This window comes from Deltaproteobacteria bacterium, assembly GCA_011773515.1.
GTDB lineage: Bacteria > Desulfobacterota > Deferrimicrobia > J040 > J040 > WVXK01.
In genome coordinates this window covers 26,384-38,876 of the sequence record WVXK01000075.1, presented here as the reverse complement: position 1 = coordinate 38,876, position 12,493 = coordinate 26,384, and the positions used below count along the sequence as shown (strand labels likewise).

Sequence of the window (12,493 nt, the reverse complement as noted above, 5' to 3'; positions counted from 1 at the left end):
TTGACGATCGAGCAGAGCCTCACCCTGTTGCCGATGAAAGCGCTCTTTACCCGTTCCGTCACGCCGATGAGATCGAAAATCCAATCCTTACCGACGGCAAGGACCGAGAGGGCCTCGTCAAAACCGATTCCCTCGCCATTTACCGCCTTCCTCTCGATTGAAAGGAGAAAATCTCTCATGAATCCCCCCGTTATGGTAGATTGTTTAGCGTAAACCCCCTGTTGCGGAGATAGCTCTGCCCTATTATTATCGGAATATCTTTTCAGAAAATAGCGGCGGCTGTCAACCTTATTTAGATTATGGGGTTGACAGGTTTCTCCGCCAGGCGGGGGAATACATCTTCGGGGAGTCACTATCATGAGCAGGGCCCGCAAGAAGCAGAAACAGCAGGTCGTGTCGCAGACGCTTGCCGCAATTTCGCGGTTCTCGATGATCGAGGACAAGAGCCGCGTCCTCGTTGCCCTGTCCGGCGGCAAGGACTCATCGCTCCTCGCTTACCTTTTGCGCGACATAGCCACCTGGCACGGCAAGGCATTTTCCCTTTCGGCCATCAACGTGAAAACGGACATCACCTGCGGCGGGTGCGCCAGGGAAAGCGGGATAAGGGAATTTGCGAAAAGCATCGACCTCCCGCTGGAGATCTCCCGGATACGGATCAGGGACCGCCTGGCCGAGGGACAGGAGCCCGATTGTTTCATCTGCTCCTGGAACAGGAGAAAGGCGATCTTCCAGTATGCCACCTCACACGGGTTCGACAGGGTGGCCTTCGGCCATCACCAGGACGATTTCGTCGAAACAGCGCTCATGAACCTCTTTTACAACGGCGAGTTCGCCTCCATGGCACCCCGGCAGGAAATGTTCGGGGGCAGGCTGACCATCATAAGACCCCTCCTGTTCGTTCCCGAAAAGAGCATCGTCTCCCTGGTGAACATGCTCGGATTTTCCTGGTCGCAATGCATGTGCCCCTACGGCGAGCGGTCGAAGAGGGTGTGGGTGAAGAATTTTTTGAGAGAGGCCGAAAAGGAAACAAAGGATATCAAGGGAAACATATTCAGAAGCGCGCTGGAGAAAATGCGCACCATGGAGGGGGGATTTACCCCCAAGAGAAGACCGAACATGGAAACGGCAGGAGCCTCGGGAATGGGCCTCCCCGGAGGGATGAGGGGGGCAAAGGATCGGAGGATGCAAAAATAGATGGAACGGGAGAAAACGTGAAGGCCCCACGGAATCGGAGTCTCGACATTCTCATCGTGGACGACGAAAAGGACGTGCTCGACGTCCTCAAGGAGATGATCGAACTGATCGGCCACCGTGTCACCGCGACGGTTTCCCCGAAGGAAGCGATCGAAATCGCGGGCCGGAAGAAATTCGATATCATCATTACGGACATCACCATGCCCGGGCTAACCGGCTGGGAGCTCCTTGCAAGGATGAAAGAGATAGGGGTCAGTGCCCCCGTTCTTCTCATCAGCGGCCGGGCCGATTCGATACCCGGGGAGAGGATAGCGGCCGAGGGAGGGGCGGGCATTCTGCCCAAGCCGTTCCGGCTCGATGACCTGAGAAGCACCATAAGGGGCCTCATCGAGAAAGAGGGAACGGGGTGAAAAAAACAGGGGAAGGCGCACATTGCAGCGGAGGGCTCCGCTTTCGATGAAGAGGATGTACAAAAAACTCATCATATTCGATCTCGACGGCACGCTCGTCGATTCAGGCCACGACCTTGCCGGCTCGATAAACCACACTCTCAGATACCTGGGGAGCAAACCGCTGCCTCTTAATACGATACTTTCCCGGGTGGGCAACGGTGTCTCCATTCTCATAGAGGAGGGCCTCGGCAAGGAAGGGCAGCGTCTCCTCGGAGACGCCCTGAACATCTTCCTCAGGCACTACGAGCAGCATCTCCTGGACACGACCACCGTCTACCCCGGCGTGCAGGAAGCGCTGAAATACCACGAGGGGAGCTTCCGGTTCGCCCTCCTGACGAACAAACCGCTCTACCTGACAGAAATCATCCTCAGCGACCTGAGCCTCGATGCCCTGTTCGACCCCGCCGTCGGAGGAGACTCCCCCGGGATGAAGAAGCCCGATCCCCGGGGGGTCCTCCGCATCCTCGAAGAAACGGGCACACGACCCGGGGAGGCGGTCATCGTGGGGGACTCCATCAACGACGTGCTCGCGGGCCGGGGCTCGGGTGTGGAAGTCGTCGGGGCAGGGTACGGCCTGGGCGCCAGAGACTTTGCGCTGCACCCCCCGGACCACATCATCGATACATTTCCCGAACTTTTCGAAATCGTCGGTCCCGTCTAAAATAAGGGCCATGCCGATACACGTTTCCGAGAAGCTGAAACCCTACCTGATCTGGCTCGCCGTCACCGTGGCCATCAAAGCGATATCCCCCTCTTTCTCCGGCTTGACGGGTAGCCTGTCCTCCCTGTTCACGGGGGTGATCCTGCTGTATACGCCGTGCATATACTACTGGTACCGGGGAGAAAAGATGGTTTTTCTCAAGGGGAAGGGTATTCTTGCCTCCCTCTGCTGGTTCCCTGCCGTCGCCGGGGCATCGATTGCCCTGTACGTGGCGTACGTGAAGCTGGGAGGCGGGCAATTTTACCCCGAGAAGTTCCACCTCCTCACAACAAGCGGGTCCATGAAGTTCTGGCTTACCTCACTGATCGTCGTTGCCCTGCCGGAGGAGTTTTTTTTCCGGGGTTTTCTGTTCGACAGGATAGAAGGCAGCGCGCAGACAAAAATTATCGTGACGTCGATCCTGTTCTCGATTACCCACATCGTGATCGGATTTTCCCTGATCCGCTTTCTGACCTTCCTGCCCGGGATCTCGCTTGGGTTCCTGCGTCACAAAACGGGTGAGGTCTACACCCCGGCGCTCCTTCACACCCTCTTCAACCTGATCCACTGGGCGAGCAGCGTGTGACACACGGTCGGGGGGTTGGAACGCCCTCAGAGTTTGAAACCCTGCACCCGAACCCCTGAACTCGCCTAATTCCCAGCGACAGCGGTATCTCAGGCCCATGATGCAGTACCCGGCCCTTTTCCCTCCACGGAGAGGCCAAAGGAACGAAAAAAGTGAATCAACCCCCCAAAAAAAGAACGAAAAATGAATCCTGACCCGGATAGGGCAAATCTTAATGGATGAGATAGCGATAATACTTCTCGATTGTGGAGTTGGGAGATGTCAGACAAGGTTCACCGTATCACTCTATACGGTGCCTTCTGTTCAGTAATAGATCCAACCCGAAAAGTGCGAGTTACACAGCATGTTGCGGTGATGGTTCGCGCCTCCCGACCAGCTCAGTCGAAATCAGCCGTTTGAACTCACGAGTTCAACACATGAAGCGCCACGTTAGTGGACGCTGAGGAGGATAATTCCGAATGAAGAACAACACACCCGATACAAACGAGGTCGCGTCCGGATCGATCAAAAAGGCCGCCCTCTCAATCGCATCCATACCACTCGGGGTTCTCATGACATCACTTGCTCTCGCGGCAACACTCGATTTCTTCGGCCCGCCCCCCCCTGGAGATCCCTCTGCATTCACCGGGCCTCTGATCGGGCTCGAGTATGCAGACGATTTCCTCGCCACCCTCCCCCATGCCAACGAAGGGGCTTTCGAAGGAGGCGCCACGGGCACGTTCCGTGACGCGGGGGAAAACAATTCCGTGCCGGAAGAGGAGGAGCAGTCGGGGGGGAAATTCAACGTTCCCACCAACAGCAGGCCGAGCCCGCTCTTCGGGGCCACGTCGTTTACCCAGCAGATGCTCCGGTTCGAATCATTCGGCACGGATCCGCTCGATCCAGCCGGGCCGGCCCCTGCCATCGGCTTCCCGGTCCCCACGACAGGACCATACCCGGAGCAGGATCCGGATAACCCCGCACGGAGCGGTCCCGCACCCGAAGCCCTCGCGGAATTTCTCGACCAGGACGGGATTGCCCCTTTCCCCACGGAATACGCGAACACCCTGGATGAGAACCCCTGGAAATCGGAGATCGAAGCGTTCCTCGGACGCCCCCTCGATACCCCTCCAGCCGAGGGCCGTCCGCCGGGACGGGGCTGGGCCCACCAGCGGTGGAACGAATTCTACCCCGAGGTGCACTACGCGACCGCCCAGGCGGGAGCTCACGTGAACAGCGGGTGGAGGGACAGAAGGCAGAAACACGGTTACCGTCTCGGAGAATTCGGCTCCGGCGGGCTCTATCACACCGTGTACGAATCCTCGATCCCGGGTACGCCGAGAATCAAGGGAACCACGGAGGGACTCGAAGTCCGGTTTCACCCGAACATGCCCGTCCAGGACCACAAGGCCCTCTGGACCTTCGACGGAACGCTCCCACCAAAGCTCCTTTCCGTGCGTTACGGACAGCCGGTCCTGATGCGCCACTACAACGCACTGCCCATCGACCCGGCGGCCAACCGCGGGTTCGGTCTCCACACCATCTCGACCCACGAGCACAACGGCCACACCCCGGCCGAGAGCGACGGCTACACCAACGCGTTCTTCTTCCCGGGGCAGTTCTACGACTACCGCTGGCCACTGCAGCTCGCCGGGTACGACACCATCAACACCGATGCGACCGACCCCAGGGCGGCTTTTCCCTGTTCCCCCGGTGAAACGCTCTACGTGTATGGTAAAAACCCGGGGAGGAAGAGCTGCGAGAACGGGTCCATCAGGATCAGGGGCGATTGGCGGGAGACCATGAGCACTCACTGGTTCCACGACCACATGCTCGATTTCACCGCCCAGAACGTGTACAAGGGAAACGCGGTGATGATGAACTACTACAGCGCCCTTGACCGGGGCAAGGAGGACTTCGAGGACGGGGTCAACCTCCGGCTGCCGAGCGGCACCGCCCTGCCCTGGGGCAACCGGGACTACGACGTCAACCTGATGATCGCCGACAAGGCCTGGGACCGGGAGGGCCAGCAGTGGTACAACATCTTCAACCTCGACGGGTTCCTGGGGGACCACGTGCTCGTCAACTGGCTCTACCACCCCTACCTCAAGGTCCGGGCCCGACGGTACCGCTTGCGCATCCTGAACGGCTCTGTTGCCCGCTACTTCACCTTCGCCCTGGTTAAGCAGGTTCAGGGAAGGGGTGGAGAGATTCCCGGGCCGAAGGACTCCAGGGTCTCCTACAACCGGGTGCCCTTCCACATGATCGCCAACGACGGGAACATCATGGAGCACGCCGTACCCTTTGACGGGACCATGGATCTCAACGGCGATGGCAGTCTCCTCGACCACAAGGGTATACTCCCGACCCAGGCCATCGCGGAGCGCTACGACATCATCGTGGACTTCAGCAAACATGGAATCGAACCGGGAGATAAGTTATACTTGGTAAACATACTCGAGCACAAAAACGGGAGACGGCCCGAGGGCAGGATCTCCCTCGAGGACGTTCTGTCCGAAAACTACAGGGCCAAACTCGAAGACGATGACGGGGACGGAGTGCCCGACCGCTGGGTCGACGGCGACCCGGCCGTGGGGAAGTTCCTTGAATTCAGGGTGTACCCGTACTCCGGGAACGACCCGAGCATGGATCCCGGCGAATACGAACCGGGGGGAAAGAAGATGATACCCCTTACGATCGATCGGGACGATCCGGCCGATCAGGTGAAGCTGGCCGCTGCTCGTCACCGGACCTTCGAGTTCGGACGCTCGAGCGGGACCGACGAGGCCCCGTGGACCATAAAGACGGATGGAGGAGGCGGATTCGCCATGGATCCCAGGCGAATTTCTGCGTCTCCCCAGCTCGCCAACGGACCTACCGATGCAGGCTTCAGCGGGGACGGCACGCTGGAGATCTGGAGCATCGAAGGAAACGGAGGCTGGAGCCACCCGGTCCACGTCCACTTCGAAGAGGGGGTAATACTCACCCGGGGAGGTGAAGCACCCCCTGAGTGGGAGAAGTGGGCCAGAAAGGACGTCTATCGGATCGGACGGATGGACGACAGCACCGATAGCGTCGAAATCGCAATCCGGTTCAGGGAGTTCGCGGGAACATACATGGAGCACTGCCACAACACAACGCATGAGGACCACGCCATGCTGCTCCGTTGGGACCTGGAGCATCCGGGCCAGGTCGAGCTGATGCCGACTCCACTCCCGACCTGGGACGGGGTCGAGTACGTGGACTCCGTTGCGCTCCCCACGTTCAGGAGCGGCGACGGTGTGGGGCCATCCACCAACTGACGGATGATTCACGGGTAATACCCGGGGGGGGTGTTCTACCACCCCTCCCGGGATACACATAAAATCGAAGATCCGGGGAGAAGAGCCTATGGGGACAAAGTACCTGACGGGCATGCTGGTTTTACTCGTCGCAACCGTCATGACAGTATCCGGAGTGCCGTCCCGATCGTCCACAAGTGGCGATGCACCGTGGGGGAAAGACTACTTCCCCGACGTTTCGCTCACCACCCATGAAGGGAATACCGTGCGGTTCTTCGACGACCTCGTCGAGGGCAAAGTGGTGGTGATCAATTTCATCTTCACCAGCTGTCCCGACTCGTGCCCGCTGGAGACTGCCCAGCTGCGGGAGGTCCAGAAGATCCTGGGGGACCGGGTCGGAGACGACGTCTTCATGTACTCGATCACCATCGACCCGGAACACGATACCCCCGGGGTGCTCAGGGAGTACGCGGAGAAGTTCGAGGTGGGCCCCGGATGGCTGTTCCTCACGGGAAAGAAGGAGGATATCACCCTGCTCCGGAAGAAGCTCGGCGTGTACAGCGAAGCAGACGAGAACGAGGACCTGGCGAGCCACAGCCTGAACCTCGTCATCGGCAATCAGAAAACGGGCAAGTGGATGAGAGGGTCGCCCTTCGAAAACCCCTACGTCCTGGCCACCCGGATCGGAAGCTGGCTTCACAACTGGAAGCTCCCCCCCAGGAAGGATCTGGACTACGCGAAGGCCCCGAAACTTCGGAAGATCTCGAAGGGAGAGAGCATCTTCCGGACCCGGTGTGCCTCCTGCCACAATATCGAGGCAAAGGAAGTCAAAGCATCAGGAAGGAGGCCTATCGGCCCAAACCTCTTCGGGGTTACCCGGAACCGGGACCGAGCATGGCTGGTACGCTGGCTGGCTGAGCCCGACAAGATGCTGGAAGAGAAAGACCCGATCGCCACCGCCCTCCTGGCCGAGTACAACAACGTCCCCATGCCCAACCTGCGGCTGAGCAAAGTCGATATCGAGGCGCTGATTGCCTACATGGAGGAAGAGACCCACAGGCTCGAACACCTGTCACACGACCACACACACGGTCACAGCGGAGGACATGACCACCACTGATATTCTTACCCTGTCCGGCCTATCGGAGGGCCTCGATCCCCGGCAGGTTCTTCCCCTCCAGAAGCTCGAGGAAGGCACCTCCTCCCGTCGACACGTATGACATCCTGTCGAACATCCCCGTTTTGTGAAGGGCCGTGTCCGTATCTCCCCCGCCCACGATCGTGAGGGCATGTGAGGACGCCAGGTCATCGATGAGGGCGTAGGTTCCCCGGGAGAAGGAATCGACCTCGAAGGCCCCCATCGGGCCGTTCCACACGATGGTCCCCGCATCGGCGATCGCCTCCCTGAAGAGCAGCCTCGTGGCGGGTCCCGTATCGAGGGCCATCATATCCCCGGGGATCTCCTGGACGGTGGTGATAAAGCTTTGCGCCCTGTCCGTGAGTTCAGACGCCACCACGACGTCGACGGGGAGGAACAGCTTCACCTTTCTCCTGCGCGAATCCCTCAGCACCTTCGCCGCCACATCCACCATATCCTGCTCGTAGATCGACTTCCCCACGGGATAGCCCATGGCTACGAAAAACGTGTTGGCCATGGCGCCGCCGATCAGCACCTTATCCACCTTTTTCATGACGGTGTTCAATGCCTGGATCTTCCCGGATATTTTCACCCCCCCGAATACCGCCACGAGAGGCCGCACCGGGTTCTTGAGGGCCCGTCCGAAGTACTCCATTTCGTCCTGAATCAGAAATCCCGCCGCCCTCTGCTCGAAGAGCCCGGCAACGGCGCTGTTGGAGGCGTGGGCCCGGTGTGCCGTTCCGAAGGCGTCGTTCACGAAAACCTCCCCGTACGCGGCGAGCTCCTTTCCGAAACCCACGTCGTTTTTCTCCTCACCCGGGTAGAAGCGCAGGTTCTCTAAGAGAAGCACCTCGCCCCCTTTCAGGGCGCTCACCTCCCTTCTCACCCTCTCGCCGACCACATCGCCCGGGAATCGCACCTTCGTCCGAAGGAGTCTGCCCAGCCTTGCCGCCACGGGAGCGAGGGTCAGGGCGCTGTTCGGCTTTCCCTTCGGCCTTCCGAGATGGGACATCAAGACGACAGGGCAACCACGGTCACGAAGATAGGTGATCGTCGGAAGGGCAGCCCTGATTCGGGTGTCGTCGGACACCCTCCCCTTCTTATCGATGGGCACGTTGAAATCAACCCTGACCAGAACCCTCTTTCCTTCGAGACTCAGATCTGACAGCCCTTTGATCCCCATGACCAACCCTCCTCACGTGTTTTTACAGGAAGAACCGGCCCGTTACCTCCGGTCCGCAACGCGCATTTCCCAGCGGGATGAGAAACCCGGAGAGCCTCTCTTGTCCAGAAAAAAAACCACGTGATGGAAACCGACGGTTTGCGGGAACGAAAGTTTCTGAACGTTCGAACGCTCCGGGCAACCCCCGCGACAAATCTTCTTCAGGCTGTGTAGCGCAGTGATGCAGCGGCCCTGGCCGATTCCGGCAATTCCATCCTTGACAGGAACTTTACCTCGGCCCCCGTCTGCAGGGCCAGGCGGATTATCGCTTCCGCCACGTTTACGCCACGCCTCGTTTGTTCACCGCAGATAGGGCAGGTGGCTGCCGATCGAGATGTCAACAGACATTTCTCACACAGGTCCAGGGAAAAGTCCGCCCCCTTTTTCAGCATCACCTTCTGCACCTTCCCTTCACGCAGCGCGTCGAGAATGTCATCTATGAGCACAAGCGGGGGTGCCCCCGCCGTTCCCCCTTCGATGACGGTTCTCATCTCCTCCTCTTCCCGCTCGGAGCGAAGCTTTGCGAGCAGGTCCCGAACAGCGCTCTCGGCCGCTTTCCCGGTGTAGTGAGAAATCTCCACGTTCAGGCTCCTGACGAAGAGGTCAGAAAACTCCTTCTCCAGGATTTCGGCCGCGTGGGAGTAGACGTTCGACGAAGCCAGCAGGATCAGCCCTTCCGGCCTGTTCCTCTTCACCTCGTCCTGGCACTTCGAGACCAGGTCCCTTACGAGCTTCTGCTGGGACCCCTCGACGTGCCGGTTCATGCGGGACGATTCGAGGCCGTACCACCCCCCGTAGCGCACCTTCTTCGGCACATCCCCCTTCTCTTCCCAGAGGGTCGTGAGCTTCTCGCCCGAGTAGAGCGAGAGCCTCCCCCCGCTTCCGTCGAGGAAGAGGAACAGATAGGGGGCTCTCTCCTCGAGGGCCATCACGAGAGGGGAGAGAAAGGGCAGGGTGTCAACGACGGCGAGAGGGGGAAGTTCCGCGTTGATCTCGAACCGCTCGACGCCGGAAAAGTGGGGGGACAGAAAGAGAACGTGGGTCAGCTGCCCCCTCTTGTCCAGAACGATTTCCTCAAAAAGATCGTACAGCACCAGCATGTGCTCCTCGACGGATTTCAAATCGAACCCCTTCGATGCGGCCCTTCGAAATATCTCTTTGGCGATGTTCTTGGAAATCTTCTTTCTGATCTTGCGGGACTCTTTTCCGGGGGGGACGGGAAAGTAGACCGATATGACCGGAACACCATTCTCAGAGAGTGAAAGCATCTTCCTGATCCGCGAAATACTTTTCATAAAGAACCCCTCCTTTCCCTTCACATCAGTAAAACGTTTGCTCTATCGTTCGAAAGCTTCCCCCCATTGAAAGAGAGGCCCTTCCCCTGCGCCTCATCCGGCCCGGTAAACTTCCCCCCAGTCGGGAGGAACGGTCTTGAACTTTTCGGGAGGCACTCTGAACATCACCGGGGGAAGGCTCCCCTGCAGGGTTTTTTCCCAGGGGCCCTTATAGGACTGGCTCAAATACCAGTCAATGCCTGAGTAGTAATACCAGGTTCCCCCGTAGAAAAATATGTCGTCCTTGGCATCGGGCGCATAGTACACGCCCACCCCCCTTATGAGAACCAGGCGGGGAGGTTTCTTCACCGAAATCGCCCTGGCTTCCCTCTCCTCCCCCGATGGTGGGCCGTACACACCGTGATAGGCACACCCTGCTATGCAAAATAGTACAACGGCAAGGACAATGCTTTTGTGTTTCATCTGAGCCCTTTAATCTTCCGTCCAGGTACCCTGCTTCTTCCTCCTCTCTATCTGTTCCAGAACCATCTGAAGATGCTTCTTCTCCTCGTCTATCAGCTCCTTGTACATCTCCTTGCACCGCTCATCGGAAGCCTGCTCGAAAAATCTGGTATAGAAGGATATTCCCGCCTTCTCGTGCTCGAGCGCCCGGAGAAGGTTCTTGTTCAGCTCGATAATCTCCGCGGCGCCCTGATAGTCGACACCGTACTGTCCTTTCTTAACCTCCACAGAGCCGCCGCCGAACAACTTCTTGATAAAGCTCATTGCAATCCTCCCCGGCAAGAATAGGAATGACCCGGCGGTATCGCATCCGCAGGCGGGTTACATTCTCAATGGCCATGTAATATTGTATAATCTTTCGATGGTGGCTGGTATAGTAAATCCAGACAAACATCATCCCGCCACGGATCGAAAAATCACGGACAAACCGGCAAAAATGGACACAGGCGACGCTGAAAAGAGGGTGAGGGAGCTAAGAGAGATCATCGAATATCACAACTACCGCTACTATGCGCTCCAGGACCCGGAGGTGTCAGATCAGGAGTACGACATCCTCCTCAAAGAGCTCGTCGACCTGGAAACGGCCTTTCCTCACCTCCAGTCGACAGAATCTCCCACGCAAAGAGTCGGCGCCCCGCCCGCAAGCGAATTCGCCCGGATCACCCATTCCTATCCCATGCTGAGCCTGCAGAACGCCTTCGATGAGGAGGAGGTGCTCGAGTTCGACAGGAGGGTGAGGAAAATGCTCGGACTGGATGCAGTGGAGTACGTTGCCGAAATAAAGGTCGACGGTGTCGCCGTGGAGGTGATCTACAATGGCGGCGTTCTGGACAAAGCCTCCACCCGGGGAGACGGGTACGTGGGAGAGGAGATAACCAACAACATAAAGACGCTGAAGGATATCCCCCTTGCCCTCGAAAGCCGCGACGGAACCCGTGTTCCCGAACTCCTCGAAGCGAGGGGGGAGGTTTTCATGGAAAAGGATGCCTTCCGCTGGCTGAACGGGCAGAGGGCGAAAAAGGGTCAGCCCCTCTTTGCAAACCCGCGCAACGCCGCCTCGGGGTCTCTCCGGCAGCTCGACCCGAGGATAACGGCGAAAAGGCCCCTGAAAGTCTTCTTCTACGGCACCGGCATTTTCAGCGGGGCCGACCTTGCGGGGCACTGGGACGTCCTGAACACCCTCGAATCCCTCGGGCTTCCCGTGAATGGGAAAAGGGCCCTCTGCGGGTCCATCGAAGAGGCGATCCGCCTGCACAGGGCCATCGAGGACGACCGCGGAGGGCTTCCCTTCGAAGCAGACGGAATCGTCTTGAAGGTGAACTCCCTTCGCTTCCAGGAGAAGCTGGGCCAGATTTCCAGGAGCCCGAGGCACTCCATCGCCTTCAAGTTCTCCCCCAGCCAGGGGACGACGGTCGTCAAAGACATCGTGGTGCAGGTGGGAAGGACCGGCATCGTAACGCCCGTTGCTTCGCTCAAACCCGTGATAATCGGAGGGGTCGAGGTGAAGAGGGCGACCCTTCACAACATGGACGAAATAGAGAGAAAAGACATCCGCATAGGCGACACGGTAGTCGTCCAGAGGGCGGGCGACGTGATCCCCGAGGTGGTAAAGCCTGTGCTTTCGAAGAGAGAGACATCCGCCGTCAAGTTCGCAATGCCCCCCTCGTGCCCGATCTGCGGCGCACCGATCGAGCGGGTCGAAGGGGAGGCCGCCCACCGGTGCACCGGCGACTCCTGCCCCGCAAAGTTAAAGGAGTCGATCAAGCACTTCGCCGGGAGAAAAGGGCTCGACATCGAAGGCCTCGGCGACAAGATCATATCCCTCCTCATCGGCGAAGGGGTCGTCGCCTCCCCTGCCGACCTGTTCAGGCTCTCCGAGGACGACCTGAAAGACCTCCCCAGGCTCGGAGAGAAATCGGCCAGAAATATCGTCGCGGCAATCGAGCGCAGCAGGAAAACCACCCTCGGCAGGCTCATCTTTGCCCTGGGGATACGGAACGTGGGCGAGCACCTTTCCAATCTCCTTGCAGATCAGTTCGGATCGGTGGATAATCTCATGAGAGCATCCTATGAGGAACTCCTCAACGTGAAAGAGGTCGGGCCCGAAGCCGCCGGCAGCATACGCGCCTTTTTCTCCTCGAAAGA

The 12,493-nt window shown here is 58.8% G+C and carries 11 protein-coding genes and 1 pseudogene (1 of these 12 only partly in view); 7 read left to right on the top strand and 5 right to left on the bottom strand.

Annotated elements, in window-relative coordinates; translation table 11 throughout:
- On the bottom strand, positions 1–179 hold a 179-nt coding region (locus GTN70_08690; GenBank protein NIO17059.1), incomplete at its 3' end, for a biotin synthase BioB.
- A gap of 178 nt (positions 180–357) precedes the next feature.
- On the opposite strand from GTN70_08690, the gene GTN70_08685 reads away from it, so the two are divergent.
- The 6 genes from GTN70_08685 to GTN70_08660 all read left to right on the top strand — a co-directional run bounded on the left by GTN70_08685 (position 358) and on the right by GTN70_08660 (position 7,312).
- Positions 358–1,194: a hypothetical protein gene (locus GTN70_08685; protein NIO17058.1), complete on the top strand. Its 837-nt coding sequence runs from the start codon at positions 358–360 to the stop codon at positions 1,192–1,194.
- A 17-nt stretch (positions 1,195–1,211) separates the two neighbouring features.
- Positions 1,212–1,604, top strand: a complete 393-nt coding sequence (locus tag GTN70_08680) for a response regulator (GenBank protein ID NIO17057.1) — start codon at positions 1,212–1,214, stop codon at positions 1,602–1,604.
- Positions 1,605–1,650: 46 nt separating this feature from the next.
- Positions 1,651–2,307, top strand: a complete 657-nt coding sequence (locus tag GTN70_08675; protein ID NIO17056.1) for an HAD-IA family hydrolase — start codon at positions 1,651–1,653, stop codon at positions 2,305–2,307.
- Positions 2,308–2,317: 10 nt separating this feature from the next.
- Positions 2,318–2,932, top strand: coding sequence for a CPBP family intramembrane metalloprotease (locus GTN70_08670; GenBank protein NIO17055.1), 615 nt, complete (start codon positions 2,318–2,320; stop codon positions 2,930–2,932).
- Positions 2,933–3,390: 458 nt separating this feature from the next.
- On the top strand, positions 3,391–6,213 hold the full coding sequence (locus tag GTN70_08665) for a multicopper oxidase domain-containing protein (GenBank protein NIO17054.1): 2,823 nt from the start codon (positions 3,391–3,393) through the stop codon (positions 6,211–6,213).
- Between the two features lie 88 nt (positions 6,214–6,301).
- Positions 6,302–7,312, top strand: coding sequence for a c-type cytochrome (locus GTN70_08660; GenBank protein NIO17053.1), 1,011 nt, complete (start codon positions 6,302–6,304; stop codon positions 7,310–7,312).
- A 19-nt stretch (positions 7,313–7,331) separates the two neighbouring features.
- Here the strand turns inward: GTN70_08660 and pgk are convergent, their stop codons facing one another.
- The 4 genes from pgk to GTN70_08640 all read right to left on the bottom strand — a co-directional run bounded on the left by pgk (position 7,332) and on the right by GTN70_08640 (position 10,612).
- Positions 7,332–8,513 (bottom strand): phosphoglycerate kinase, encoded by a 1,182-nt coding sequence (gene pgk / locus GTN70_08655; protein NIO17052.1) that lies wholly within the window; start codon positions 8,511–8,513, stop codon positions 7,332–7,334.
- 200 nt (positions 8,514–8,713) lie between these two features.
- Positions 8,714–9,847, bottom strand: coding sequence for a hypothetical protein (locus GTN70_08650; protein NIO17051.1), 1,134 nt, complete (start codon positions 9,845–9,847; stop codon positions 8,714–8,716).
- Between the two features lie 93 nt (positions 9,848–9,940).
- The gene (locus GTN70_08645) at positions 9,941–10,309 is read right to left on the bottom strand and encodes a hypothetical protein (protein NIO17050.1); all 369 of its coding nucleotides are present in this window, start codon (positions 10,307–10,309) and stop codon (positions 9,941–9,943) included.
- A 9-nt stretch (positions 10,310–10,318) separates the two neighbouring features.
- A complete protein-coding gene (locus GTN70_08640) occupies positions 10,319–10,612 on the bottom strand; it encodes a hypothetical protein (GenBank protein ID NIO17049.1) in 294 nt (97 codons plus the stop codon).
- Positions 10,613–10,784: 172 nt separating this feature from the next.
- On the opposite strand from GTN70_08640, the pseudogene ligA reads away from it, so the two are divergent.
- Positions 10,785–12,493: pseudogene (gene ligA / locus GTN70_08635) on the top strand (NAD-dependent DNA ligase LigA); it runs 262 nt beyond the window's last position.

Coding starts and splice junctions, on each gene's coding strand:
- GTN70_08650 (NIO17051.1), bottom strand. CDS start 9,847: ATGAAAAGTATTTCGCGGATCAGGAAGATGCTTTCACTCTCTGAGAAT.
- GTN70_08660 (NIO17053.1), top strand. CDS start 6,302: ATGGGGACAAAGTACCTGACGGGCATGCTGGTTTTACTCGTCGCAACC.
- pgk (NIO17052.1), bottom strand. CDS start 8,513: ATGGGGATCAAAGGGCTGTCAGATCTGAGTCTCGAAGGAAAGAGGGTT.
- GTN70_08645 (NIO17050.1), bottom strand. CDS start 10,309: ATGAAACACAAAAGCATTGTCCTTGCCGTTGTACTATTTTGCATAGCA.
- GTN70_08640 (NIO17049.1), bottom strand. CDS start 10,612: ATGAGCTTTATCAAGAAGTTGTTCGGCGGCGGCTCTGTGGAGGTTAAG.
- GTN70_08675 (NIO17056.1), top strand. CDS start 1,651: ATGAAGAGGATGTACAAAAAACTCATCATATTCGATCTCGACGGCACG.
- GTN70_08670 (NIO17055.1), top strand. CDS start 2,318: ATGCCGATACACGTTTCCGAGAAGCTGAAACCCTACCTGATCTGGCTC.
- GTN70_08685 (NIO17058.1), top strand. CDS start 358: ATGAGCAGGGCCCGCAAGAAGCAGAAACAGCAGGTCGTGTCGCAGACG.
- GTN70_08665 (NIO17054.1), top strand. CDS start 3,391: ATGAAGAACAACACACCCGATACAAACGAGGTCGCGTCCGGATCGATC.